At 40.1% G+C, this 26,652-nt stretch carries 28 protein-coding genes; 8 read left to right on the top strand and 20 right to left on the bottom strand.

Annotated elements, in window-relative coordinates:
• Window position 1: 1 nt before the first annotated feature.
• On the bottom strand, window positions 2-1,111 hold the full coding sequence (locus tag AC58UW_RS06970) for a betaine/proline/choline family ABC transporter ATP-binding protein (protein ID WP_497420007.1): 1,110 nt from the start codon (window positions 1,109-1,111) through the stop codon (window positions 2-4).
• 190 nt (window positions 1,112-1,301) lie between these two features.
• Between AC58UW_RS06970 and AC58UW_RS06965 the strand changes: the two genes are divergently transcribed.
• Window positions 1,302-1,670, top strand: coding sequence for a YmaF family protein (locus AC58UW_RS06965; protein ID WP_497419946.1), 369 nt, complete (start codon window positions 1,302-1,304; stop codon window positions 1,668-1,670).
• Window positions 1,671-1,727: 57 nt separating this feature from the next.
• On the opposite strand, the gene AC58UW_RS06960 is transcribed toward AC58UW_RS06965, so the two are convergent.
• Entirely contained in the window at window positions 1,728-2,111 is a 384-nt protein-coding gene (locus AC58UW_RS06960) for a YjgB family protein (protein WP_497419945.1), read from the bottom strand.
• Between AC58UW_RS06960 and AC58UW_RS06955 the strand changes: the two genes are divergently transcribed.
• A complete protein-coding gene (locus AC58UW_RS06955) occupies window positions 2,101-2,397 on the top strand; it encodes a hypothetical protein (RefSeq protein ID WP_497419944.1) in 297 nt (98 codons plus the stop codon). The genes AC58UW_RS06960 and AC58UW_RS06955 overlap by 11 nt on opposite strands.
• Window positions 2,398-2,612: 215 nt before the next feature.
• On the opposite strand, the gene AC58UW_RS06950 is transcribed toward AC58UW_RS06955, so the two are convergent.
• Genes AC58UW_RS06950 through AC58UW_RS06940 form a run of 3 tightly spaced genes read right to left on the bottom strand, consistent with a single transcriptional unit; the run spans window position 2,613 to window position 6,041 of the window.
• Window positions 2,613-3,665, bottom strand: coding sequence for a Ger(x)C family spore germination protein (locus AC58UW_RS06950; protein WP_497419943.1), 1,053 nt, complete (start codon window positions 3,663-3,665; stop codon window positions 2,613-2,615).
• Window positions 3,652-4,782, bottom strand: a complete 1,131-nt coding sequence (locus tag AC58UW_RS06945; RefSeq protein ID WP_497419942.1) for a GerAB/ArcD/ProY family transporter — start codon at window positions 4,780-4,782, stop codon at window positions 3,652-3,654. The genes AC58UW_RS06950 and AC58UW_RS06945 overlap by 14 nt, the downstream gene beginning before the upstream one ends.
• Window positions 4,728-6,041, bottom strand: coding sequence for a spore germination protein (locus AC58UW_RS06940; RefSeq protein WP_497419941.1), 1,314 nt, complete (start codon window positions 6,039-6,041; stop codon window positions 4,728-4,730). The genes AC58UW_RS06945 and AC58UW_RS06940 overlap by 55 nt, the downstream gene beginning before the upstream one ends.
• A gap of 167 nt (window positions 6,042-6,208) precedes the next feature.
• On the opposite strand from AC58UW_RS06940, the gene AC58UW_RS06935 reads away from it, so the two are divergent.
• Window positions 6,209-7,639, top strand: a complete 1,431-nt coding sequence (locus AC58UW_RS06935; RefSeq protein WP_497419940.1) for a hypothetical protein — start codon at window positions 6,209-6,211, stop codon at window positions 7,637-7,639.
• A gap of 77 nt (window positions 7,640-7,716) precedes the next feature.
• Here AC58UW_RS06935 and AC58UW_RS06930 read toward each other — a convergent pair whose 3' ends face one another.
• The gene (locus AC58UW_RS06930) at window positions 7,717-8,463 is read right to left on the bottom strand and encodes a stalk domain-containing protein (RefSeq protein WP_497419939.1); all 747 of its coding nucleotides are present in this window, start codon (window positions 8,461-8,463) and stop codon (window positions 7,717-7,719) included.
• Window positions 8,464-8,590: 127 nt separating this feature from the next.
• Window positions 8,591-9,178: an NAD(P)H-dependent oxidoreductase gene (locus AC58UW_RS06925; protein ID WP_497419938.1), complete on the bottom strand. Its 588-nt coding sequence runs from the start codon at window positions 9,176-9,178 to the stop codon at window positions 8,591-8,593.
• Between the two features lie 119 nt (window positions 9,179-9,297).
• On the opposite strand from AC58UW_RS06925, the gene AC58UW_RS06920 reads away from it, so the two are divergent.
• Together AC58UW_RS06920 and AC58UW_RS06915 are read left to right on the top strand one after the other, a co-directional pair.
• Window positions 9,298-9,726 (top strand): MarR family winged helix-turn-helix transcriptional regulator, encoded by a 429-nt coding sequence (locus tag AC58UW_RS06920; RefSeq protein WP_497419937.1) that lies wholly within the window; start codon window positions 9,298-9,300, stop codon window positions 9,724-9,726.
• A 212-nt stretch (window positions 9,727-9,938) separates the two neighbouring features.
• The gene (locus AC58UW_RS06915) at window positions 9,939-10,418 is read left to right on the top strand and encodes a heme-degrading domain-containing protein (RefSeq protein WP_497419936.1); all 480 of its coding nucleotides are present in this window, start codon (window positions 9,939-9,941) and stop codon (window positions 10,416-10,418) included.
• An 18-nt stretch (window positions 10,419-10,436) separates the two neighbouring features.
• Here AC58UW_RS06915 and AC58UW_RS06910 read toward each other — a convergent pair whose 3' ends face one another.
• From AC58UW_RS06910 to AC58UW_RS06895, 4 genes are all read right to left on the bottom strand, one after another.
• Entirely contained in the window at window positions 10,437-10,898 is a 462-nt protein-coding gene (locus AC58UW_RS06910; RefSeq protein WP_497419935.1) for a hypothetical protein, read from the bottom strand.
• A 47-nt stretch (window positions 10,899-10,945) separates the two neighbouring features.
• Entirely contained in the window at window positions 10,946-11,332 is a 387-nt protein-coding gene (locus AC58UW_RS06905; protein ID WP_497419934.1) for a zinc ribbon domain-containing protein, read from the bottom strand.
• A 197-nt stretch (window positions 11,333-11,529) separates the two neighbouring features.
• The gene (locus AC58UW_RS06900; RefSeq protein ID WP_497419933.1) at window positions 11,530-12,984 is read right to left on the bottom strand and encodes an MDR family MFS transporter; all 1,455 of its coding nucleotides are present in this window, start codon (window positions 12,982-12,984) and stop codon (window positions 11,530-11,532) included.
• 261 nt (window positions 12,985-13,245) lie between these two features.
• On the bottom strand, window positions 13,246-14,196 hold the full coding sequence (locus tag AC58UW_RS06895; RefSeq protein WP_497419932.1) for a 5,10-methylenetetrahydrofolate reductase: 951 nt from the start codon (window positions 14,194-14,196) through the stop codon (window positions 13,246-13,248).
• Between the two features lie 182 nt (window positions 14,197-14,378).
• Between AC58UW_RS06895 and AC58UW_RS06890 the strand changes: the two genes are divergently transcribed.
• A complete protein-coding gene (locus tag AC58UW_RS06890; protein ID WP_497419931.1) occupies window positions 14,379-14,525 on the top strand; it encodes an SDR family oxidoreductase in 147 nt (48 codons plus the stop codon).
• Between the two features lie 64 nt (window positions 14,526-14,589).
• On the opposite strand, the gene AC58UW_RS06885 is transcribed toward AC58UW_RS06890, so the two are convergent.
• The 4 genes from AC58UW_RS06885 to AC58UW_RS06870 form a co-directional block, all read right to left on the bottom strand.
• A complete protein-coding gene (locus AC58UW_RS06885) occupies window positions 14,590-15,462 on the bottom strand; it encodes a phosphotransferase (RefSeq protein ID WP_497419930.1) in 873 nt (290 codons plus the stop codon).
• 168 nt (window positions 15,463-15,630) lie between these two features.
• Window positions 15,631-15,957 (bottom strand): ArsR/SmtB family transcription factor, encoded by a 327-nt coding sequence (locus AC58UW_RS06880; RefSeq protein WP_497419929.1) that lies wholly within the window; start codon window positions 15,955-15,957, stop codon window positions 15,631-15,633.
• A gap of 81 nt (window positions 15,958-16,038) precedes the next feature.
• Entirely contained in the window at window positions 16,039-16,890 is an 852-nt protein-coding gene (locus AC58UW_RS06875; RefSeq protein WP_497419928.1) for a hypothetical protein, read from the bottom strand.
• A 235-nt stretch (window positions 16,891-17,125) separates the two neighbouring features.
• Entirely contained in the window at window positions 17,126-18,109 is a 984-nt protein-coding gene (locus AC58UW_RS06870; protein ID WP_497419927.1) for an SLAC1 anion channel family protein, read from the bottom strand.
• Window positions 18,110-18,369: 260 nt separating this feature from the next.
• Here AC58UW_RS06870 and AC58UW_RS06865 point away from each other — a divergent pair, with 260 nt between their 5' ends.
• Entirely contained in the window at window positions 18,370-19,281 is a 912-nt protein-coding gene (locus AC58UW_RS06865) for a LysR family transcriptional regulator (protein WP_497419926.1), read from the top strand.
• 391 nt (window positions 19,282-19,672) lie between these two features.
• On the top strand, window positions 19,673-20,476 hold the full coding sequence (locus AC58UW_RS06860) for a hypothetical protein (RefSeq protein ID WP_497419925.1): 804 nt from the start codon (window positions 19,673-19,675) through the stop codon (window positions 20,474-20,476).
• A gap of 108 nt (window positions 20,477-20,584) precedes the next feature.
• Here the strand turns inward: AC58UW_RS06860 and AC58UW_RS06855 are convergent, their stop codons facing one another.
• From AC58UW_RS06855 to AC58UW_RS06835, 5 genes are all read right to left on the bottom strand, one after another.
• Window positions 20,585-20,920 (bottom strand): hypothetical protein, encoded by a 336-nt coding sequence (locus tag AC58UW_RS06855; protein ID WP_497419924.1) that lies wholly within the window; start codon window positions 20,918-20,920, stop codon window positions 20,585-20,587.
• A gap of 176 nt (window positions 20,921-21,096) precedes the next feature.
• Window positions 21,097-23,703, bottom strand: a complete 2,607-nt coding sequence (ppsA, locus tag AC58UW_RS06850) for a phosphoenolpyruvate synthase (protein WP_497419923.1) — start codon at window positions 23,701-23,703, stop codon at window positions 21,097-21,099.
• Between the two features lie 215 nt (window positions 23,704-23,918).
• On the bottom strand, window positions 23,919-24,269 hold the full coding sequence (locus AC58UW_RS06845; protein ID WP_497419922.1) for a hypothetical protein: 351 nt from the start codon (window positions 24,267-24,269) through the stop codon (window positions 23,919-23,921).
• Window positions 24,270-24,401: 132 nt separating this feature from the next.
• Complete coding sequence (locus AC58UW_RS06840; protein WP_497419921.1) at window positions 24,402-25,499, bottom strand: GerAB/ArcD/ProY family transporter; 1,098 nt, start codon at window positions 25,497-25,499, stop codon at window positions 24,402-24,404.
• Window positions 25,496-26,647 carry a Ger(x)C family spore germination protein gene (locus AC58UW_RS06835; RefSeq protein ID WP_497420006.1) on the bottom strand — a complete coding sequence of 384 codons (1,152 nt, stop codon included), beginning with the start codon at window positions 26,645-26,647 and terminating at the stop codon, window positions 25,496-25,498. The genes AC58UW_RS06840 and AC58UW_RS06835 overlap by 4 nt, the downstream gene beginning before the upstream one ends.
• Between the last annotated feature and the right edge of the window lie 5 nt (window positions 26,648-26,652).

The raw sequence follows: 26,652 nt of genomic DNA, 5'->3' as shown, positions 1-26,652 counted from the left end.
ATCAGAGTTGTTTCAACAAAGCATTAATTAAACTTGAATTCGTGACCAACCCTGCAACTTGTCCTTGTCCATTAACGATCGGCAGGCTGTTAATACTGTGCAGCTTCATGATCTCCACGGCTTCTGCGACGCCAGTGCCGAGGGGAGCGGAGGGCGTTTCGGATTTCATAATATCCTCAAGGATAAGATCCTCTTGTAGAAACTGTTCCTCCAATATCTCTTTCGAGACAATGCCTTTTAGAACCCGGTTCTTATCAATCACAAGCAGCCCGTTTACGCGGTGCTGTCTCATCAGCTTCGCTGCAAATGCCAATCCTCTCGTTAGATAGACCGTCACGGGATTGGGCAGCATGACGTCTTCGACTGTCAGCTTCTCTGAGTGGCTTAAGCGCTCTTCGCCGATAAAGGTACGGACGAAATCGTTACGGGGGCGCCTGATGAGGCGTTCTGGCGTATCCGCCTGGACGATCTCCCCGCTTTGCATAAGTACGATCCGGTCAGCGATCTTCAGCGCCTCGTCCATATCGTGGGAGACGAAGACAATCGTCTTCCTTACTTCCTCCTGCAGCCGGATCAGTTCATCTTGAAGCTGCTCTCTGCTGATCGGATCAAGCGCACTGAACGGCTCATCCATCAAAATAATGGAAGGCTCCGCAGCCATTGCGCGGATGACGCCGATTCTTTGCTGCTGCCCCCCGCTTAACTCCGCCGGATAACGGTTCTTGTAAAAGTTCGGGTCGAGCCCGACCATATCCATTAATTCGTCAGTTCTTCGTTCATAGACACCCTTATCCATTTTCTTCAATCTCGGTACGATTTCAACGTTATCCTTGATTCTCATATGCGGAAAGAGGCCGATATGTTGAATAACATACCCGATATTTCTACGGAGCTCGATCGGATTTATCTTCGAAATGTCTTGCCCGTCAACCAAGATAGTGCCCGAGGTGGGCTCAACCAGACGATTGATCATTTTCATCGTCGTTGTTTTCCCGCATCCGCTCGGTCCGATCAAGGTGACTAACTCTCCCTCCTTTATTTCCAAATTGATCCCATTCAGCGCCGTAGCACCATCCTTGTATTTTTTCACAACGTTGTTGAACTTTATCAAGGAAGACACCTCTATTTCCGATTTCTTCATGTATAGGTAAACTTTGATCTTATGATGTCCAAAATCCCATTACAAATGTATGGGAGTGCCTTGTATCGGCAAAATCCAAACTGTTTTCATCATTTGTGCCGTGGCGATGCGGAGTTTAAAACGTAAACTATACTATCTCCGTAATGAAAGGATAAATCCAATGAAAATTTCAAAAGCCTACATTTCGCAAGCGCTGCGTCACCGCATGTCGGGCAACACTTCAGTCAATGATGGCCACCGCCATGCTTTCAACAATTTTACAGGCATGTTTATTCGAGACGATGGCAGTCACCGTCATACCTTTTCGGGAACGACTGCGATGGCGGATGGCCACCGTCACCGGTATTCGGGCATTACCGGACTTGCGATTGGCACGGGTATCAACCATTTTCATCGCTTTCGGATCCAAACAGCCATAGCACAAGGTCACCGCCATATCATCTCAGGCAGAACGACTGGGCTCGTCCGCGTCGGCGGCATTTTGGGTCATAAATTGATCGTAGAAAAGGTCGTTCGCGTACGCGCTTAATGAATATCGATGGCTCAAAAAAAAAATCAAAGGGGCGAGCCCCTTTGATTTTTTTATTTAACCAGCCATATTATTGACAGAGTGCTTGGTATCAAATACAGAAATGTGATCTACTTTTCCGCTTGATTTAGGAATAATAAATTTCAGTTGAAACACATCGGATGCTTTGTAAATATAAATCGTGTCATCCCCGTTTACCTTCGTATCCGCAGGCTTTCCAAGCGCTTGTTCAATTTGTTTCAAAGTTAGTGTTTGCAGCTTTGAATCACTGGAACGAATATCGATGATTTGACCGCCCTTATTGAAGCCAATGACGGCATTTTTCTTGGAGTAAGTCGCATATATACCAACTCCCACCGCTTCTGTGCTATCTGCTTTCCCCCAAGCTTTCTCCACATCATCGATGAGTTTTGTTTCTGCAGCAAACTCAATGCCAGCCACCTTGCCTACCTTTGCTAATTCAAGCATATCTTTAATTTGCTTAGTAACGGTCGTTGTTTCTGACGATACTGGTTTTACATTTACGCTGCCGCTAGGTGTTGATGTCGGAGTTGCGCTTGGTGCAGTTAAAGGTGTTGATGTAGGTTCAATTGATGGACTAGATGTAGGTGTAGTGCTGGCTATTGGAGGAGCCGCGCTCGCAGCTGGTTTTTCAGTTGATGTACATGCCGTGAACATAAGCATACTCGCAATTAACATTGGATATGCCGCTGCTTTTTTACTATAACTCTTCATAATTTGCCTTCTCTCTTAAATGTTTAAGTGTTTAAGTACTTACAGTATCTAGACGATACTCAGATAACTATTGTTGCAAAATATTTTTTGCTAAATAAGAAGATAAAGAAAAAACTGCCATTTAGGGGGATTTGACTGTGACTATTTACTTTGTGCTCGGGATCGGAGTTGATTGAACAACCATATCTCATTGATTGCCGCTATCACTCATTCCATTTTTACATGTACCTGAAAATTTACTTTTAAATTCGGATAATAGTCTTCCCTCCAGTTTATTAAGTCATTATAAGGAATTTGATTACGGAAATATTGGCCAAATCCGTAAATATCCGTTTTAATTTTTTGGGCTTGTTCGAACAAATCGTAAAATCGCTTTTCGATCAGTTTCTCAAGTCCCCTTTGTATTTGATCATTCGTGACCCCTGCTTTTTTTTCTAAAACGTCTATTTTTAAAGATAAATCGCTCGTCACCATAAGCTCTTCCGTTTTCTTTGACGGTTTAATTTGTAATGAGCTTTCTTTTATCATAATGCTCGCGTAGCCCAGATTCTCAACCTTTCCTTCACCATGTTTCTTCTGTAACGCATTAACAAGTTGATTTTCACTTGGGCTAATTTGTTCCATTATTCTCCCGTTTTTCAATACGGCGGAACCTTCAAATCTTAATAAAGTATCTTTTCCGGAATTTACAACCGGTATGGCTATATCATTTGTATATGAAAACAAACTCCGATAAACTTCCCAAATGCGGGTGGTCGAGATTTCCGGTGCCCAATCCGTCCCTTTATAAAAATAGTCAATGATAGAGGTTGCATGAGCATCAAGTTTATCATTAATAGATGAAAACATTTTCTCGATATCTTCATCTGTAATGGCTAGCAACGCTATAGATGGTAATTCCTTAGATTTCATTAAAAACTTAATGACTTCACTTATATCTTCTTTTTCATCTGCCAAATTGCTTTGGATGATAATTAATCGTACTTGTTTATAGTACAAGGCATCTTCCGAATTTGTTTTTAGTTGTTCCAGAACACTTGAAACGTTTGCACCATTTTGGGTTACTGTCCTTGACAATTTGCTGCCTTTTTCCGTTACTGGAATATACAAGGTCACTTTGTAGTTGTCATCGTTTTCTTTGTGAATCCCGATGATTAAAGGAATGTCACGCTTATCTATTTCTTTAATATCCCAACAGCCGGAGAGAAGTGTTAAAGCCATAAGAACAACAACACTTTTAAAAAGATTATTTTTTTTCATAACCCAACCTACCCCTACCGGCTAAGACACCATAGATTAAAATGGTAATTGGAAAAACAACGATAGAAAAAACATTAGCACCTGCACTCCATAAAGCGATTTTATCAACCCAGACCATATTCGGAACGGATATAGCGAATATTAATGCAATAAGGGAAAAGGCGCAAATCCAATAAGAAGCCCTGCTTCTTTTCCAACTGAACAATTTCTTGGTGACTTGACCAATCATCCACAGTAGCACGGCATTTAAAATAATTGTGAAACCGACCATGGACAGACCGAAAAACATGGTTTGCTGGTTAAACACAAACCAATTCATATCAACGGAATCCGCCGCTTCCTTGGCAGGGAATAGAAATGTATCTACTGTTTCTTGCCCAAAAATAAAGAGCGGAATATATACAACAGCTAGATAGAAGCCAACCACATATGCCCATACCCCAAAAAGTTGGCCGAATGTCAGATTGGTTTCCGGAGGCACAAATCCTAAAAATATAGACGAGAATCCCATCAGATAGAGAAAATTTATATTCGTTACAAAATTAAGATTTGGCGGCAAAATCGGCAAAGCGTTCCTATAATCAAAATTTACAATCGAAGAAGAAATAACAAAAATCACCATAACATTAACGATGAAGAAAATGAAAACGGAAGAACGTAATATGGTACCTAAACCTTTTATAGCTGTATACGTTGAAATGAAGAGGAGAAGAAACATGATAGCCCAAATAGGTGTCCGAATTAAAAAAATCGCCCCAATGACTTCCGCATGGTGGCGAAAACTCATCGCAGCCAGAGCAGTCACATTGAGTACATAGGGGATTAGAATAATGAAAGCAACCCATCTGCCCATTTTCAAATAAATATCAATCATATCTTTTTTGGGAAAATAATCTAACCCTTTCTTGTAGATCATCATTAAGATCAGTTGTAAGAATCCGTAACAAAGAATCACTCCCCAATGGCCGGTTTTTGTCAACTTATATATGAGACTAGGATACTGCAAATAGCCGAATCCCATATGCATGATAATTAAAACCAATCCAAGCTGTAACCTTGAAGTCACTTCGTGTCGCCCTTTCCTTCTATGCGAAATGTCACATACGGTATATCGCATGACGTTAAACTCGTCAAATAGATGCAAACAAAAGTTAAACCAGCAAATAAACCAAAAATTCCGTATATAGATGCCAAAACTAAAATGGGATACTTTAAAGCACGAATGTACAAGGAATTTTGCACGCCAACTACGGTTGAACTTGCAATTAGCATCGCAGTAATCACGATAACTAATAAATTACTGACTAATTTCGCTTCAACCATCGCCTGGCCAAGTATGATTCCTCCAACCATAGTAATCGCAGGACCTACGCTTTTCGGGAGTCTCACAATCGCTTCAATGATTAAATCGACGATTACGACCATTGTAAGGGTTTCAATTATGGGTGTTAATGGAATACCTTCTCTACTTTCTGAGATAAACAAGGCGAGATCGATTTTTAAGACATCAGGATTAACAGAAGTTAAGGCAACATATAAAGCGGGAAGTACCAGTGTAGCTAAGGCGCCTAGTCCTCTTAGAATTCGAATCATTAATGACAAGCCATAAGGGAAATTGCGGTCGTTTACCGTACTCAACATATCCAAAAAAAGATGAGGAAAAACAAGCGCGTAGGGATAATTGTCTAGAAATAGTACAATTCTGTTCTTTTTTAATGAATCGATAGCTTGATTCGGAATTTCAGTTGAGAATAGATAGCTGACAGGGTTAAATTTACGTTGTCCAAAATGCTTATTGAGGTCATCAATTGTATCAATATCTGTTTCAATTTGTTTTAACTGCTGGTCAACTTTTTCAATAAGAGCACTTGGAGCTTTTCCTTTAATGTACAGCATAGAAATCCTTCGCTTACCAAGTTCTCCAACTTGATAAGAACTATGACACAAACGATCTGTGCTCAACCACTTTCGAAGCAACCCTAAGTTAGTATCAAGATTCTCAACAAAGGCATCCAAAGGACCAAAAACGGTGCTTTCATTCTTGGGCTGATCAATACTTCGACATAGGTTGCGGTAAATTGGTTCCACTACGGCATTGCGATTGCTTGCTGATACGAGTACTAATTTGCCTTCTACAATAGCTTTGGGTATTTGTTCTAATTCAACATCAAGCAGATCACTAAGGTTGGTGAATAGTTCATTAACTGAAGATGAGTTATTCGCCATTTGTCGAATATATAAATTTGTATCAGTGAAATCTATCAGCGAATTAAATCCCATAAGGAAAATGGCTGTTTGATCAAATTGTTCTTCCTGAATGAAAAAATCATCATGATCGGCGAATATGGATTTAATTTCCTCAACTACATTTAGCATAAATTAAACCCCTAATTTCAGACGTGGTATTAGTTTAAGCTGTGAATGGGATTTTTATACAGGTAAGAATGATTGTAAATAGGAACAAGCTCTTCCCTACACGCCATTTTATATTTTTACTCAAATTAGGGAATATTACTTATAATTTGAAGTGTGGGGGTCTAGAATTGGAACAACGTTTAGTGTTAACTGAAAAATCCATGCATGTGGCTTTACATCAATTTATTTTCCCTTTTTCCATCAATCGAAACTCTCAAATCCGCTTTAAAGAACAATTGCAGAAAGATGAATTTATGCCTTTTTTTATTTGGGAGACGAAGCAAGAAGATATGTATTATGGACCAGGCTACCAAGTGTCCCACCGGGAAATGGAACGGTATTATCTACCTTTCACAAGCAGCTTCTTATATCCCCATGAGGAGGATAATGAGGAGGGCTTCAGGCGTTATTCCAAACAAATGAATTTAGATTGTTCCCTTCACTCCCCATATTACAACTTACCTTTTAAAATTCATTCTGTTGACGTCATTTTTTGCCCATTTGATCTTGGGTTTATCACCATTCGAACGGAGCTAAAATGCGAGGATATCAATTATTCATTGGCGCTGGAATTTGCAAAGCGTTTTAGAGTACTTCAAAATATGAACAAGCAAGATGACGAATCCTACATTCAATATGACAATACGACTTTTAAAGAAAGTGAAACGTTTATTTTTCATATTTTAGGGCCAAATAGCTCAGCGTTTTTGGACAATGGACGATTGGACGAGGTCTACTTTCAGAAGCTGCCATTCTTTCTTGATGAATGCATGTATGTAGAATGTTTCTATTCGTTAGTTGAAGGCTCAGACATCTCTCTAGTGGACATTTATCGAGCTGCACGAATCGACGGGTTGGATAAAGAAGGCAAACCTTTTATCGGTGCAACAAATTTGAATTATATAAAGTCATATAGCGAGCTCCACACTTATGACAGATGGGGTCCTGACACTTTTTTTATAACAGATGAAAATGCATTTTCTTGTATAACGAAACAATCTCATCCTACAGCGGTCAAAATAGCCAATAAAATGTACGGCGAGTATTACTATGGCCTATTACTTAATTTGTTTCACAAAATCGTGCTTCTTAAAATATCAAACCAGTACTCACAAGTTCGTCTGGAGCAAAATCAGGGAAAAATTGAAGAACTAATTCGTTCCATTACGGATTTTTCTGCAAAGTATTATTTTATTGAAGTCGTTTCTCAGTCCCAAGGTAAAGAGATCTTTCTTCAGCTGCGCAAGTTCTATGGGAACGATGATCTTTTTGTTGAGGTAAAACGGACTCTGACCGATTTATTTGAATATCAGTCCAATTATACGAATAAACGTGCGAGTTATTTGCTTCGCATTTTAACGATCTATACGGTGATAAGCGGCATTTACGGCATGAACCAGGTCATTGAAGATTTAAAAGGACCAATTAACTGGAGAAAAATGCAGGATTATTCGGTTTTTCAGTATTTTGCTTTAATAGTAGCTGTATCAGGAATTCTCATCGGAATTAGTTTAGCCATTGATTCTCTGCGGCAACTAATAAAAAAGCGCAAATATTAAAATAGCGGCAGTCTAAGACTATTATTTACTAGTCCAAGGCTGCCGCTGTTTTTATAGTTAGGTTCCGTAGAATTCCTTTATTTTTTACCTACATTCTCATTATCAAAGAAAGAAGTGTCTACGATCCTCGCATAAATATAAGGATTTAAATTATGGCTTTGTACATGGATTTTGATTCTTTCCAGTCCCTCTACCTTAAACTCAAGACGCTTGATATTATCTTTTGGACTCACCGATTGCGTCTCTAGAACGGTTGTGGCAGCGTTACCTGCATTATCCGCAGCGTTATAAAGCGAAAATTCCACGTCATGTTCGCCAGGGTTAATGACAGCAACATCTAGCACGAGGCGCTTGTATTTACGGTCAATTGTAAAATACGCATCCCCATATTGGTCGATTTTCAAAACTTGTTGGAACTGCTTCTCTTTAACTAGCGTTTCTTTAGGGTCTTTGGATGAAACCATGTAGACGTTGTCAATCTCCATCGGTACTGCAAAAATCGGCGTTGCTTCTCCGGGCTTGCCGCCTATGTAAATTTTCTGAGTAGTTGCATCGTAGTCGATCGGTATTTTGAGGGCTTCAGCTAGAGCGCGGACCGGCAAGTAGTTACTTCCGTCATAATGGATCGCTGTAAGTTGTTTTCCATCAACATCTTTGGGCTGCCATAAATCTCCATTCAGTACAAACGAAACACCTCGGTTAAAAAAGGCATTGATCGGTTCCAGATTGACAGCCGCATAGGCAGAACCAATGGAACTGGTAAAGATAAGAACAAAGAATAATAAAATTTTTGCAACTTTCGTTTTCTTACCACTCATTTTCATAAAACTCACTCCTCTCAAAGGTTACAAACCAACAACCAGAATATGGAAAGCCTTTGAATTAAGCATACGACCGATTGATTTTGAAGACAAGGGCTTTACAAAATATTTGAAACCGCTACCGTGACGGTTAACGCTCTACTGTTTTGAAATAATCATATATTTTCTCTAATTTGTGCTGATGATTGCCTCGAGGACTTTCCATACTGCCAAATTCAAAAAACTTGACCTTTTTGATCCCAACATAGTTAAACAGTGCTTTTTTCATTAATACTTTGTGAGCGTTATTTAGCCAATACAACGGATACAGAACGGGTCCCTTCATACTTGAAATACACACCACTGACTTCCCCTTCAGAAGCCCTTCCGGCAGCAAGCCTCCCTTATCCTTATAGGCAAATCCCGAAGCAAACATCTGGTCTATATATCCCATTAGCATTGCTGGAGGTCGTCCCCACCAGATTGGATATACAAAAACGATTTTCTCAGCCCACTCGAGTTGTTCCCTGTAGATAGCAAGATCAGGATCGGCGTGCATATCCCTCCTACGTTTATGTTCATTGAAAACCAGGATCGGATTGAATCCTTCCTCATATAGATCCAATACCTTCACTTCACTTATTTTCGGATTCTTAGCGCTCCCCTGGACGACCTTCTGCAAAAATGCATAACTCAAACTTTGATGATTTGGATGCGTGTAAATAATCAATGTTTTCATTGTAACTCTCCTTTACTTGTCTTTTGATAAGTAAATCGTAGCACACGTCAATTTTAGTTGTCAAATGATAATTGTTAATTGATAATTAATCTGTTATTATTTTTGTATGAGGTGATCATGTGGACAAGAATGTACTGTTTCAGAAATTCGTGACCTTCACGGCCGCAGTCCACCAAGTAACGCATGATTTGACGAAAGATGTGAGATCAGAATCGCTTACACCCGTTCAATATAAGATTCTAGAATACATTGCCGTTAGCCAGCCCGTTACACTTAGCGAAATCAGTGACTGTATGCATATGTCCATGCCAAACACAAGCCGTGAGCTTAGGAAATTGAGTGAAAAACAATTGTGTGAAAAGATTGCCGATGCCGAAGATCGACGCAAGCAGTCTATCCGACTTTCAAACGAAGGAAATGCCATGATGGGCGAAATTTTTCAGCGTTTAGAATCCCAATTCGTCGAGAGAATCGGAACTGTCACCGATGACGAGTTGAAAGAGATCGAACGTGCGCTGGATGTTCTGATGAGCAGGGTATTTTATTGAATTGAAAAAACCAGCAAACTTAAGTTTGCTGGTTTTTTCATCTGGTGTCATACACCACGGTACGGGCAAACTCGAATAGCGCTTGGATCGCTGGTAAATTCAGTGAAGGCAGGCTCCTAACTGCTTGTTTCAAGCTTACGGTATTTGTTGGAATACATCATCTTTTGCGTGTATAATATCAAACAGGAAATGATTATTTAGTAGAAAAGGAAGTGCTCACTCTGGATAAATACGACGATTTATTAATGACTTTGCTACAGGAAGAAGATGAACTCCAGTTTTCCGTTTTCACGAATGAAACTGCTTACAGGGTTGGCAACAGGATTATAGAAAAGGCGCTGCGAGAGAATAAAAAAATTGTCGTCGATATCCGAAGAAACCATGAGTTGTTATTTTACAGCAGAATGGACGGCACGTCTTCTCATAACGATGAATGGGTGTCATGGAAAAATAACGTCGTCCATCACTTCGGGCATAGTTCCTATTATATGCACGTATTTCTGAAATCGACCGCTTCAACGGTGGAAGCCTCCGGACTCAATTCGAATGACTTCAAGGCTGAGGGTGGCGCTTTCCCTTTATTTTTGAAAGATGAAGGCATTGTAGGCTCAATTTCGGTATCAGGACTGCCTGGTGAGGAAGATCACAACATGGTTACTTCTGTATTAAAGGAATTTCTCTTAGGGAACTAATCAATGTAGGCAATGCATCTATATCCATCTAACAAAAGATTTATTAACCACTTTCACATTGTTATCCTTAGCCCATTTAATAATATCTTCAATGCCTCTCTCTTCATCTCTTGAAAAACGAAAACACATATGAATAGGGACTAACTTTTTACCAAATGGCTTTAATCCAATAACGGGTTTGAAATAACCCATCTTCATTATTTTTTGAACATCCTTAGCTTCAACTGTACGCCCATTTAAAGAGATTTTCTCACGATATAAGCACAACTCTTTTGGTTTCTTCAATGCTCTATACAACGTCAATGATAAAATAACTATACTCAGGAGAAACACCATAACCGAGGGGATAGTTTCCCTCATAGTAGATATTCCGTTTAATATGTCAATTATATAGGGCAATTGAATCAGACAAATAAATGCCGTGCCGATAATGACTCTAATCCCAGTAGGATTTTTCACAAAATACTTTATTTGATCCATTTTCTGCCTCCCCAACTAGCCAGCTCAAGCTTTATCAAAGCTTAAAACTAGCCCCCAAATAAAATATCCATAATAGTCCCTAACTTTCCTGACTTATGTCCTTTTAGTACATCCGGATTATAAATTTCTACAAAGCCACAATTCAAGCAAGAAACAAATAAAAAATGATTATATTCGATATCAAATATCTTACTAAAACCAGTGCCACTCATCGCAACTTCTTTGACAGAACATTCCTGAGTTCCACACTTAGCACACTTGAATTTATTAATAATAGCATCCTCAATGCTAAGTTCCTCAACATCAACGCTGTAATTCTCGTTTATTGAGTCCGTTTCATCTTCTAAATGTTCTGGTAGAACTTCTTGCTTACAACTTGGGCAAACGTTACCTTTCAAATCAATGAGTTGATTACACCATGGGCATTCAATCATAGATCTCCATTCCTTTCTAACTTTCCAAAAGTATCACCCGCAGCTCATATCACAAATTAATTTTAACACATATTGGAAGTATGCTACCCGTTTACATTACTTTCCAAGCAATGAAAAAGAAAACAAGCTGGGATCAGCTTGTTTCATTAACTTAAAACTTAGCTATGGCGTTTCCCAGATGCCCCCCAACACAATCTTTATTTCTGCTGAAAAGCCACTGGTTGATGCTTACTTCGCTTCTCTTTCAGAATGAAAGTAAGAGGAATCGCCACGATACAAATAAATACGGCGATCAGGAATACATCCTGAACCGCTAGCGTCATGCCCTGATCCTGTATGAAAGAGGCGCTTGCCGTCGCGTCAACTCCTATTTCCTTCTGATGAGCTATTGACTTTGCAGCAAGAAGGGAGCTGAACACGCCAATCGAAAGCGCCCCCGTTGCTTGCCTCACCCAGTTCGTCACGGACGAGGCGTGCCCCGACTTCTCCTTAGAAATGGACGACATTCCCGCGTTCATGACTGGCATGAAAGCTAGCGAAATCCCGACATAACGAATTGTCATCCAGCCGGCGATATATACATGGGAGGCATGCAAGCTAATATGGCTCAGCTCCCAATTAGACGCAATTAACAAGATTATACCGCTCATTATGAGAAGAAAAGGTCCCGTTCGGCTATACAGCTTACCGACAACGGGGGAACAGAGTGCCATGACCAGTGAACCGGGCAGCAGTACGAGCGCTGTAACCAGCGGGGTAGAATGCTGGACGTCCTGCACAAACACGGGAATTAATAGAGTGCCCGAGTACAGCGAAGCGGTAATAATGCAGTTTATGATCAAGCTATACGTAAAACGGCTCGTTCGGAACACGCTAAGGTTAAGCAGAGGATTAGCAACGCGCAGTTCCCTGCGGACAAAGTAGATTAGCGCTGCCACTCCGACAAGCAAACAGACGAGCGTTTTCCAATTCGTCCAGCCCCACCCGTTTCCTTCGGTAAACGAAAGAATGATAAACGAGCTGCTGAGCAGCACGGTAATAAATCCCGGAAAATCAAACGTCTTCGACGCGTTGATACTATGATAAGGCAAGCATTTGAACGCGACGGCTACAGCTGCAATTCCAAGAGGCAAATTAAGCAAAAATAACGACTGCCAACCGAAATATTCCGTCAGCAAGCCTCCCAAGGTCGGACCGCATGCAGGCGCCAGCATGGAGGACAGGCTCCATAGGCTCATCGCGAACGGTTGTCTGTCTTTTTCGATAAACTGATAAATCATTGTTAAAGTCGTCGGAATAATTAAGCCGCTGAACACACCCTGAAGCGTACGGAAAAGTATCAGCGTATCGATGCTCCAGGCCACCGTGCATAGAGCGGAGAACAGTGTAAATCCCGACAACGCGAAAATATACAGCCGCTTATAGCTGAATCGGTCACCGAAATAGCCCACAATCGGAGCGACAACTCCCGTAGCAAGTAAAAAGCCGGTAATCATCCACTGAACCTTGCCGAGCTCAGCATCGAAATCTTTCATAAAAACCGGGAACGCCACATTGATCGTGGTCGAACTGAGAATGGACATAAAATTCCCGAAAAAGATAGCTAAAATAATGAACCAAAACGCCGATCGACCGGATGAGCTGTTTGTCACTTCGACTCCCCTTTTCACTGATAACGAATGGCTTATTTAGGATTTGATTGTATGATGCAATTATTTGTTAATATATGTATTATACAACTACACGCCTATTAGTCAATAAAAGCTGCTCAATCATCTTGCACTTTCTGAGCCATTTTCGGTTCTCTAAATGAACAATAATTGCCAACAATAAGACCAATTAACCCAAAGAGAACACTCCTGCCGCGGCAGAACTGCTCCCTGTTGGGTTTTGTTTCGCTAACCACATGTTAATTACTGGAATGATTTTATCACGTTTCTTTCCAGTTTCCTGTCTAACATGGATCTTATGTCTCTAACGAGTTGAACAGATGCCTCTATTTCTACTTTCCTTGTTGAGACACTTTCAACACTACAACCAATTGGAATTCCTTTCTCCAAAGCAAAATCTAAAATCTCTTCGAAAATTCCAAGAGACAATCTAAGTGATTTGTCCAGCACATCTTTTGAATATATTAATTCATTCTCTAGCCAAGTCGGTATGCTTATCCCTAACCATTTCATGAATTCTAACGTTTTTTCGGAACCGCACGGTGCTAGATTGAATAAAATGGGCACCATTTCCAATCCATTATTTGTATAGTAATAATAGTAATCGGATAAGAAATTTTTCGAGGCCTCCACATTATAGGTTGCTTGTGATACAAAAAAGGAGCATCCATTTTGGGACTTATGATGAACTCGGATGTGCTCATCATTTTTTTTCATATGCCGTTCAGGGATGACAACTCCCCCAAAAGTTAAATTGTTATTTAACCCCTTACTTAGGTTATAAGCGTCAGAGAGATCCAAGTTAATCTCTTGCTTACTTGAAGACGCACCTACGTACACGGAATATCTATCCCGATCCATGTCGGCTTTTACCCATTTGACGAACTGATCTTCACTATACCTTCCCACGCAACGATAAATGATTTGGGGAACTCGCAAATGATTTAAATATTCATCGCTATAAGTTGCAGGATCCATCGTTGGCAAATAAGGAAATGGCCTTTGCTGTTCAACTCGATCCGTTTCTTCCTGCACATCATAAAGAATTAATGCATCTATATCGAGATCATTTATTCTTTCAACTTGCTTCTGAGCAATCTCTGCTACCTTATCTGACGTATTCGTTATCTTCGGAGGCGTCATGCCATAGGTCAAAATACCCGCCTCTTTACCTAATATTTTATCTTTTAGCATATTCCCTTTACCCTCCAGTACTATAGTCCCCCAAACCAGTCCCCCAAACCCATCTTCACTATAAAAGTAATGATAGCACTGACTATGGACTAAAAGGTAACTTCTAAATCCTATATCCTGCTATAGTTTAAAGCTATAACAAATGCACCTTTCGTTATTCCAAGCTGGCGCTGCAGGAGCTAATGAACTCGCTCCGCGGCATTCCGTTCGGACGACCAGGTTTGCCCGAAGAAGTAGCAGATCTAGCCGCCTTCTTGGTTTCCGATCGCGCAGACTCCATTACAGACAGCGAATATGTCATTGATGGCGGTATGTTGCCAACCGTTTAATCGTACAAACACAGAAAAGGAAATGACTCCAAATAGGATTCATCTCCTTTTCTGCTTACATAGCTTATTCCTGTATCTTTACTGACTTCCAATACTCCCACGCATTTAAATACTCCTCTAAATCATGCGGATGGAATCTTATGCAAATCCCTATTCGACAATAAAGTTGAAAGATGACTTCTTCAATCAATGTTGATCTATGCATCGGCTCATGATCAAGCAATTCAAAAGCTGCCGTCAAGGTTTCTAAGTTCAGATCATCCGGCGAAGAGCAAAAAGCGTAAGTAAAATCGTATATTCTAGGACCAATCATCGGCGATGGGTCAATAACACCAACCAGTGTGGATTCATCAAAGACAAAATTATGTACACCGGTATCTCCATGCAGCAAATATCTTACTTTTTCATTCTCATTCTTCGATATGTTCTCACATATTAATTCTACCCTACTGTAATCTTCACCCGATAAAAGGTTGCCCCAGTCCTTTCTCGTATCCACTAAGCTCCGATAGTTCCACTCACGCCAAGATTGAATTGAAGATCCTAGCCTTCCCCATTTGTCCATATCTGCACATTTTTCGTAGTTATTGAAAAGTTCTTTGACTAAGATCGTCAGCCAATTTATTTTTGAACCACGGTTATAATGCGTCGTACCTTTCATGTACGAATACACGATATATGCTTTTGCAGGATCAGTAATTTGAATTTCCGGAAAAAGTTTAACGTGCACGTAAGCTCCTAGAAACTGTTCAGTCAAAGCAATTTGATGCGGATGGTCAATTTTCAGAACATATTTTACTTCGTCATGCTCAGAAAGAAAGTAAACAATACCATCAGTAGTACCAGTCTTAATATTAGTTGCACTAATATTGTTATCAACAATGCCTTTTTCAAAAAGAGTAGTAATGATGCTGTTAACATCTGTTTTTTCTAACATGATCCAATCCCCCTCGAACCTACGTTTAGGTAACATACAATTTCATCCTTTTATTCTCTTAAATAATAGGGTGCTATCGAAAGGGGATACAAGATAATGTTTTGTTTTACAGAAACTATAAGCATAACGGACTATTGTTCTAATACTTTTACCCCTGCAACTCTATCTCTACTTAGCTTGCATCCCCGCAGCAAAGATCTCCAAAAAGTTGCCGATAGCCTTTTCATTACGTCTGTAATATGTCCATTGGCCATAGCGACGAGACTCCAACAATCCGATTTTCTGCATAGAGGACAAGTAGGAGGATATTACGGACTGTGCCAACCCAGATTTCTGCTGAATGCTTCCCACGCAGACTCCCCCAGGAAATTCAACTTTGATCACATTTGGCAAATCCTTACTCAATTTGTCCGGCTCACTCAGCCAGCAAAGGATGTTGAGCCGGGTCTCATTAGACAAAGCCTTCAGCACGGCAAGCATATCTTCATTTTTCATTACACGACACTCTTTTCTAGTTTGGTTATTCTCGTACCGCTTTACTGCTTCTGAATTGGCGGTATGCCGCTGATATACACATCAAAACTCCTGTTGTGACAAAACACCTGTTGGAAAACCCCAAGTCCCCCATGTTGGGAATATAAGTGGCATCAACGAGACACCAAAGGCAACAGGAACAGGCGCTTTAAACAATTTACAAAGAATGAGTGTAATCAAAACATTTATGACACCAACCCAAATGATTGAATCTGCTAGTATGTGTGGGACCCCGACTGAAAGAACGGCCGTTATCGTCAAGACGGCTAGACGGGCAGGAATCATTTTCCATTTAAAATTTTCAGTATGAAACACTTCAAAAATGAGTGCAAATACCGGTGGAACCACGATAACTGCTAGGTTTGTCGCGAATGCTAGTCCAATCCAAAGAGCTAAAATAAGGGTTATGATTACCGTATCTGTTTTCTTGCGAAACTTTTGTGGACCATCAGGCAACTTTTCTGAATATCTCATTCTAAAAGCGGCTAACATAATCACAAACGTGAAAACAGCCGTTGTTGTTGCAAAAACATAGTCGTGCAAGCCTAAAAAAATCGGCAGCAATGTTGCAGGAATCGTGGGTCCAAAATTCACGCGAAATATATGCATGAGAATGACAATAACCACAAGACCCAGCCATATTTTCGATTGTGGCGAAAGGGATATTTCGTTCATAGCGGTACCCAGGAATGCGCCTAAGGTTGGAGCAAGCCACAAGTGAACTGGCTTCTTAATCCAATGTGCGACTGGAAACACCATAACCCCCATCGCCATTCCAGCGATTTCCGGGAAGAGTATATCTTTTTGTTGAAGAACTACTGCAGCAACAAGCATGAGAATAATTAATATATATGCTGACAAAAACCTTTTAGATAGTAAAGTATTCAAAATCATATCCATCGTTCTCCTTTTCGACACAAGTACATTTCTCTACAAATCTGTCATGGTCCTTTGTCAATGAGATTATCGTTCTTTATCAGTATGATTTTTTTATTATTCTTCCAATCGAACTCAATAAAATACTCATCTAATGGCCAACCACACTTTTCCCTTCCTATTTATTAACAACAGGCCAAAGATTGATTTCTAAATCCTTTGGCCTGTTCTACGGCTAAAAGAAATCCTTCAATTATCCTTTAAGTAAATTCCCGTTAAATAGCACCTTTATTGTGCGGAAAAAAAGAATTACCAAAACGATATTAAGTAAAACTAGAATGACTGCGGAAATCCCGATGAGCAGCCAGGAATTCACGAACATCGCATATTGCAAAGCGGCATTGCTGAGAGCAGCTAGTGGAAAGCTTACTCCCCACCACGAGGCTCCAAATGGGATCGATTTTTTGAATACTTTGAAAAACAAAACGATAAACAAGAACAAACCAAAGTAAAACAAGATGGACGCGAACTGATCAATGCGATGCTCAAAGTTCACATAACCAAGAAAACCAACCTCGAACGGCGCAATCATGATAATCATGGAGGGGGTTAATCCTGCATGCAGTGGATCATGATGAATCAATCTAGACAAGATCATGGTAAGAAAAATTAACGCAACAATTCCGCCGATCGCCAGCGACAGCATATTAACTTCATGTGCCCATGGGAACGGCATAGACCCGCCGGCAACCGCAATATCAATGGTCCCTACACCGGGAATCAACCACGCAGGAACGGCATGTCCCGGTTCATGATTTCCGTTCAGCAAGCGTGCAACGATGATATAACTAAGCGCTAATGTCGTTACGGTACCGATTATCCAAATCACTTGTGCCGAAATCGGACTATAAGTACCTATCACGGAAGATAGTAATAGAATTGCAATCGTGATTGTTCCGAAAAAATTACCCGTGATGGGATGCATAAATTCAGCTTTAACTTTCTGCGGGTATAGAACACATTTTGAAATATAAGCTATGCTTAAAATGATAAACACTAGAACGGCAATAATCCCAATGGTATCTGCGACTACTAGTGAAGTACCGAATAGCTTACTTGCTTGTCTCCAAGCCAATGCTAGTCCTGAAATTCCCATAACCGACGCAAATAGATTAACGGGTAAGAATTGTATGGAACCGATGCTTCTTTGTTTCTGTACGGCAGTTATGGTTTGCATGAATAATTATCACTACTTTCGTTTGATTTTACCTATTGAAAGGTAGTTAATTTGATAAATAGTTAATTGATCTTGCACTTTAAAGGGATACGTTGTATAAATGATAAAATCACTCCTCTCTCCAACATACGTTTCATTATTGATGAATGGATGAGAAGTATCAATATTCGATATTCTATTGTTATCATTCATGAAATGAATCATTTCCACATCGTACATACTACTATTTGTCTAGATGAACATAAAAGTGAGGTCGTCCAATGGAGTTTCGACAACTCGAATATTTTTCGGCAATTTGTGAAGAATTGCATTTCACTAGGGCTTCAGAGAAACTGGGCATGAGTCAGCCGACCCTGAGTCATCATATTAAGATGCTTGAGGATGAGCTCGGGGTTCCATTATTTGACCGAATCGGTAAAAAAATTGCGATAACTGAAGCAGGTAAAATTCTTTTAAACGAATGCAAAGTGATATTCTCATCGTTGAAGAATGTCAAAGTGCAAATTATGGAGCTCCAAAAGGTTACACGCGGCACTTTATCCATAGGAGCACTCCCTGGAGAGCTCACTCAGCTCGTTTCGTCTTTGTTGATCGATTTTCACAATATATATCCTGACGTGCAAATTAAAATCGTTAATTTCGATGATATTGTGGAAAGAGTCATTCAAAATCAGATCGATCTGGCCATTACCATTCTTCCTATCGAAGATGAACGCATTGTCAAATATCCCTTATACAAAGAAGATATTTATTTGACAGTTTCTAAGGACCATTCTTTGGCCGACCGAGAAAGTATTAACTTTGACGAAATCAGCAAATATCCGTTCATCATGTTTCCTCAAACTCACAAATGCCGTCAAATTATTGATCTAACCAGCAGCACCTCTGGCTTTAATATTGAACCAATCATCGAAACGACCGCGATCGAAACCATTATGGGCCTTGTCAAAGCTGGTGCCGGAGTGACTGCCCTCTCCAGGACGTATTTGAATTTGTATAACGACACACAGTTAAAAGCCATAAAAATCGTGAATCCAACCTTAAGCAGAGAAATAGCTATCATCCACCATAAGGATAAATATATAAGCCAAGCTACTCATTTATTTATGGACTTATTATCAAATCATATTGTCGAGTTAAAGCTCGCAGAGAAAGCTGCCGTACACAGTTAGGGCCGATGAATAAAGTAATTTCCACACGAAAAATATGGAGCCACCTCTAGGTGGTTTTTTTGCATGACAAATTAAATGGCGGCTTGAGGAGCTGGTGCAACAATAAAGCTCGATTTCTCACTTTACCGTCCTTCATGACCATTACATATTAATAAAATAAAATAGCATTATCTAACTCTATATCATGATGAAGTGTTTTCATGATATCACGACGTCCTTTCCGCTAATCATTGGGCTCAATTAATTATTTCAACAAATTGTAAATGGCTTGTGCCGCTTCCGCACGGGCGGTTGGCGATCTTTTTCCATGACACATATATAGCGAAATTATGATATTATTGGAATAAATTCAAAGATAAATTAGGGGAAATGATCCAATAAGGAGTAACTAGTGAACAATTCGAGATTATCGCAACTGTTACTAACAAAATCCAAACGATACCACATTATACTTACTGCCTTTGTCATATTGCTTGTTTTGTTAATTAGTTACAATCAAAGGGATTTTCTACTTCCCCATTATTATCATTACGAACAACTGAAGACCACTAACGGAGTCGTATTACATACAATTCAGACTGCCCCGGATAATATCCGACTTCAAGCAATCGATACGAATGTAACAAAAACGCCATTCTACGGCATTAACGGGGGATTTTTCTGGGAAGGAGCTCTATTAAGCATTGCGGTTATTAACGATCAACCTCTGCAAGGATTGCCTGGCGATTATGGTTCTGGCTGGTTCAACACTGGCATTGATACTAACTTAAGACGTGGGACACTCGTTTGGGATGACGTCACTAAACACTTCTCGATTCAAGTAGTCACGCATGCCGGGGAGTTGAACGTCACAGATAAGCACCATTATTGGGCCCAGGGTGGTGTCAGTATGAGGCTTAATGATAGCTTGGGTTGGGAGAATGATATGATTAAAGAAGAGATGCCTGCTTATGACGAAAGTCGTATGCGTACGGCAATTGTTTATGACAATCAAGAGAACATTTATATGATTGTGACACCTACAAACTGTACGATAGCAGAGTTCCGAGCAGCCATTCTTGATAAGTTTGGTGACCGAAAATTAGTTGACGGCATCTATTTGGACGGTGATGGTTCCTCCCAAATGCAGTGTCGCTATATCCGATTAAAAGGTGATCAACGCCAAGTTTATCAAATGCTAACGCTGATCAAATGACGTTGTAGTTTCCAATCTATTCAGCGATCTTGAATTTACTAAACTCTTCTTTCACACTTTCCATTTGAGAAATATGTCGTTCGGCATGCTGACAGGAAATATAGACCATTAGTTTTGTAGCTGCTTTTTCTGATGCTTCCTCATAAGGATTGCGGTGAAGAGGTAGCAAATTGAAGTAACTATGAACATTTTAAAAATACTAGGTGTCATTGCTAAATAAAGGCTTATTGGAAGTGACCAGAAGAATGCAATGAACATCATGAAACGCTTATTAATTATTGAGCCTATCAACGCTACACATGCTGGGGCCAAAAGAAGCCAGCCCGTTCTTATTAAAACATCATTAGTTGGTTCTGAATTGTATGGGTTGTAGAAATTAAGAACTAGCCAGAGCGTTATCGATATGAATGACGAAAATATACCTAAATATAGCGAATACTTCACCTTTGTCCTCCTTTTAGATTAGGAGCTAATTACTCTTCAACATATTACCACATAATGGAACTTTACAGCAGAGAAACATACGAATCATTTCACTATGGTCGGCGCAGCAAATAAAATCGGGATAGAAGGACGGTTAAAGCAACCATCCTTCTATCCCGATTAATTGTATTAAGTTATTACAATATTTCAATATACCCTTCTGTTCCATGCACGCGAATTCGCTGCCCGTCTTTTATCAGTTTAGTAGCATTTTCTACGCCAACAACTGCCGGCAAGCCATATTCACGCGCGATTACAGCTCCATGAGTCATCAGTCCACCAACTTCCGTGACTAGGCCTTTTATAGATACAAATAAAGGTGTCCAGCCAGGATCGGTAAAGGATGTGACTAATATATCTCCATCTTCAAGATTAGCCTCTTCCATGTTTAAAATGACACGTGCTCTGCCCTCTATAACTCCGGAAGAAACGGCTAGACCTACAATGGCATTGGCTGGTAGATTTTCTCGTTTGTACTGACCTGCAATGATTTCACCTTCAGACGTGATTACACGTGGGGGAGTTAGCTTTTCAAAAAATTTGTAATCGTCTTTTCGTTTGCTTATTAGCTGATAATCCAGTTTGTTTGTACGTACGACTTCGTGAAGTTCTTGAAAAGTGAGATAGTAGATATCTTCTTTATCATGAATAATGCTAGCTTGTACGAGCTGTTCGGCCTCTTTCAGCAATGCCAGCTTATATATGAAGTAGCGATTAATCATGCCGTATTTTGGATATTCACGATAACCGATGAAATTCCGAATTAAGCTGATCATTCGTTTGGTCTCTTCGGCTTTTTCTTGGCCATCCGGCAATTGTTTCAATCGATCTAATAGCTCTTGTTCTTTGTCCAAAGCTTCCTGTCGCCCTTGCTCAAATCTCATCTTGCCCGCATTAGGTTCAAAATTTTTGATATTACCCAGAATCATTGAGACAAGTGTACTTGGTTTTTCACTCCAACGGGTTTTCGTCACATCGATTTCTCCAGCGCATCGCATTCCGTATTTGCTAAGATAAGCATTGATCGCGTCCTTGGTTTCCTGTCCACCATCTAATTTAACGAGATCATCCAAAAAACTATCGTCTTTTACATGTTGCAAGTACTCAATTACTTCTGGAAAAGGACGAATCACATCCGCGACATCCAATAGCGCTAAGCCCATTTCCGAAGTAATATTGTTATCCACTGACTGAGTAAGCGTGTCTGCAACATTTTTTTCACCTAACCACTCATGCATTTTTTCATTGATCAATGATGAAGTATTCATTGCAGCCATAAATACACTTGTGCTTTGTGGGTCAAATAAAATCTTCTTTAATTGTTGAAAATCTTCTAGAATAAAATCGAATAACTCCACTCCTGATTTCGACTGGATGTTTTGCTTTAACACTTCAAGGGATGTTTGACTCTTCTTAATCAAATCTGAAACGATTGATGGATCGGATTCAATTTGTGTCGAAGATGGCATAGCTATATTGCTTTTATTGGGGCTTTGTTTATTTTCATCATCTGGAGACGATTTTATGAAATCTCCCCGATTTATTACGGTCATAAGTGCGTCTTTTATGAGCGGATCGGATTGTCCCGCCATATGAAGTAGGTTTTCTCTGCTGGTGGGCGAAGCCAGATGATTGGTGACATCAACGAACAACCTCCCACCAGCTTTGCGCATAGGTGCAGGAGTCGTTAATAAGTAAAAAGACAATCCCAATGGTTTAATGGGATCGGTCATCATTTGTTGATGCCCAACAGATAAATAAACGTGATTTTCTTCGTCATTCGCTTCAGGGATCGGGAATAAGGTCGTGATAGGCCGGCTCTGGACAATATGGAACGCATCATCCACCAAACACCATTCGATATCCTGTGGGAAACCAAAATAAGCTTCGATCTTTCTTCCTAGACGTGCTAGCTGTAAAATATGTTGATCAGTAAGCGTTTGAGTCTTTTGCAGATCTGCATCGAGCTGCTGCGTCTCTGTTCCGCCTTCTGTTCGTCCATAGATAGCCAATTTTTTGGCAGATATCCTCTTATCGACGATTTCCTCGTCCTTTACTCTATAATTATCGGCAGAGACTAAGCCAGAGACCAGCGCTTCTCCAAGTCCGTAACTGGCATCGATGGATAACAGCTTCCGGCTAGAAGTAATGGGATCTGCAGTAAATAATATTCCTGAAGCCTGTGGGAAAACCATCCTCTGAACGATAACGGATAAATAAACTTGGCTGTGATCAAATCCATTTTGCATACGATAGATGACCGCGCGGTCTGTATATAGGGAAGCCCAACACTTGCTGATATGCTGCAAGATTGCTTCTTTACCGATGATATTTAAATAGGTGTCTTGTTGACCAGCAAAAGAGGCTTGTGGTAAATCTTCAGCAGTTGCACTAGAACGCACCGCATAAGCATGCTCTTCACCAAACTTAGTAAGATAATGCGCTACTACTTTCACAACATCAGAAGGAATTTCTACTTCACTAATGAGTTGTCTAATCTTCCTGCTGATTTCACCAATTTGATCTCGATCTTCTATTTTCAGTGTGTTTAGTCGCTCCAACAGACCATGATAAGTATCGTTTTGCTCAATTGCTTTTTGAAATCCCACAGTTGTAACGCAGAATCCTTCTGGTACCTGTATGTCTTGAATTTTTGACAATTCCCCTAAATTTAACCCTTTTCCGCCAACGAGCGAAAGCTGTGTATTCTCCATTTCTTGAAAATCGATAACTAAAGAACCCATTCAACATCTCTCCTAACCATTAAATTAAATAAACATTTGACAAGAGTTTGCCGACATGGTACACTTAAATTGTAAGATGAAATATTTATGACCTTATACATAAGATCAGTCGTGATCTGATTATATCATCGTGTGCGTTTTTATGCAATAAAGAAGAACCTGATATTTTATTCAGGTTCTTTTTTGATTTTCCCCAAGTATTAATTGGAAATGTCTTATCTCGTCGGTACAAGTACGACCCGCTGCCCGGAATAAGCAGAGTCGTCCCATATTTCTTCTACTTTGGATAGCGGAAAAGATACCGAATTCACTTTAAGCTTGCCGTCCGCAATTACCTCGATCAGAGATGGATTTTCAGCCACATATCCGGATGTTGAGACTGAACCTTGGCCGCTGCCTAGCAAACTAAAGTTGGCAGATCGAAGCGCGACGGAAGGCACCGCAGCCGTAGGACCTGCAACAGAACCAATCTGAATCCAAGATAATGCCCGGCTCCGATCGGATCTATTCGTCAACAATGGAATCATCGCAAGCTCTGCTGGTTTTCCCCACAAATAGTCGATCACGACATCGACTTAAGAGGCCATCTCCCCCAGTTGATTAGCAGCTTCCTCCGGATCACCCGCAAGAGAAACTGTAACATCAACCCCCAAATACTTTTAAAATTATTCGCCCAGGAAAATCACGTATTTCATTATTTAATTCGGTTCATGTGTGAGTGAGCGGCCTCTAAGTAAACTAACGAACAATAAAATAATCGGTAATCCTACGATGAAAATGGGGAAAATGTATATAATCCATACCATTTTCGCAAAATCCAAAAGACCTATGACATTGGCAGGTATTAAGGAAATCGTGAAAACGACTATTGCAACAAATCCGATGAGTACCCGCCAGTTCTTGATGCCTAGCAATTGTGCGGTTCCATAGCTGTTGATAAACAAGTAGATAGCTAACTTTACGAAAACGCTGAAAATCCAGATAAACATAATCCAGACATCCATATTTTGAATAAATTCTAAATAATTAATAAATCGAACCATACTAAAATATGGATAAATTAGTGTTGACCCTATATTGGTTCCAAAAGTCATAATAACAAAAATTGCTGCAAATACAGCAATCAAGGATGGAATGCAAATCGCAAGCAGCGCGGGTTTAAGCATCTTTTTCGAATTCACAATAAAAGGTGTTAGCATCATAATCATCATAGACTCTCCTAGAAATGATGCATTCACGAATGAGCCCTTCAGAATAGCTAATACCCCTGAGTCTGCAAAGATAGGTAAAATAAGATCTGGGTGCAGATTCGTTAAATTTAATCCAAAAGTAATGATAATGCCAACCAGAAGTAAGGGGCCAGCCATTTCACTAAAGCGAGCTATTGCTTCGATGTTTCCTGCGTAGTTTATGTAAACCATCGCAGCGACCATCAGTGCCGCGATAACCCAGATCGGCGTATCATGGAAAAGAAATTGCTTGATAAATAAGGAGAATATTCGCAATATATCTGCAGATACTGAAAACCACACCAAAATATACAGCACAGCTATTAACTTCCCTACCCACTTTCCACAAAGCTTTTGTGCAAACTCGACCAGAGTGTAAGAAGAATGCCGCTGGCTAACGAGCACCAATACTAGTGTCACGACGAGTCCAATTAAGCCTGCTACTAGTAATGAGATCCATGCATCTTGTCTAGCCATCTCGATTGTAGGAGATACAGTGAGCCAAATACTCATTGAAATTTCTAAAGTTGTGAGCATCCAAAACAACTGCCAAGGCGTGATTTTCACTTTCTATCTCCTAATCCCGGGATGCGCTTGCCAATATCTCCCGTATTCTGAATTTTCAATTTTACACTCACCGTTACTTCAACTGTCGGGAATATCTGATCCCACCTGTTACGCAGTTCTTTCCACTGGTAAGGATGTTCTCTATGAATGACTTCACCGATTCCAATCACATCCTGACCATGCTGAAGCTGCATTTTCTTAATCGTTTCTTCTACTTTCTTTGCTTTAATTTCATTTAGCTTACGTTCCAACGGAATGCGTTCTGACGATACAGAAAGATCAATATCTGTGTTGTTCTCAAGGACTCTTCCTATTCCCTCTAGTTTCACGTAAGCTTTGATAGTATTGCCATTTATTTCTGTTCGAATGGATCTTTTTAAATTGGATTCGTATAAAGATATGCTGCCTTCCTCCATCTCTTCCGTAAGAAATTGTTCTTTCAGCACACCTTTAACCCAGAACATTTCCAGTGATTCCCTCCCGCTCACTTTCCCAACCATTGCCAAACTTTTATTAAAAATAGCTACGGATTTAACTTCCATGATTTCATGTTTCTCTTGTTCATTATTCGGTGTAATTTCAACCATCGGCATGGATGGCCGGATGCCATCTCGTCCTATATCGAGTAAGACATCTCGTAAGGCCGTATCCCCTAAACGGCAGAATCGATCTTGATCAACAGCCACAATCGCTGAGAATTGACTAAAAGGACTATTGATTTTTAATACATCTTTTCCTTCTCCATTATTCACAACGAAAATATCCGTGCGCATACGTGTATCTGTATTTCGAGTAAATTGATCCATAATTTCAACTAATCCTTTTTTTGCCAGCTTTTCTCCAATGAAAATGGACCTTCGGTGTCCAAGGAAAACCCTCCGGGGAAGCTTGTCTTGAATTTGTTGTGTCAAATCTACAATGGTGGTTCCTGACGCTGTAAGCACAATGTTTGCTCTTTGTTGGGATTCCCCTCCCCCTTTGCTGCTTTTAAAATCAGCGGGAACAGCAACTTGAGCACTTTTGGTAAGTTTACCGTTATCTGATAAATCTAGGGCTGTTCCAATCCAAAAAGCATAATCATTAATTTCATTTCTGTCCCAACATCCTGAAATTAGCATTGTTACTATCATCCACAAGAGTAAACACATTTTCT

The sequence above is a fragment of the Paenibacillus sp. J22R160 genome (assembly GCF_059692135.1).
Note: the sequence above shows the minus strand (reverse complement) of the source record. Positions and strands in the feature narration are given on the sequence as shown.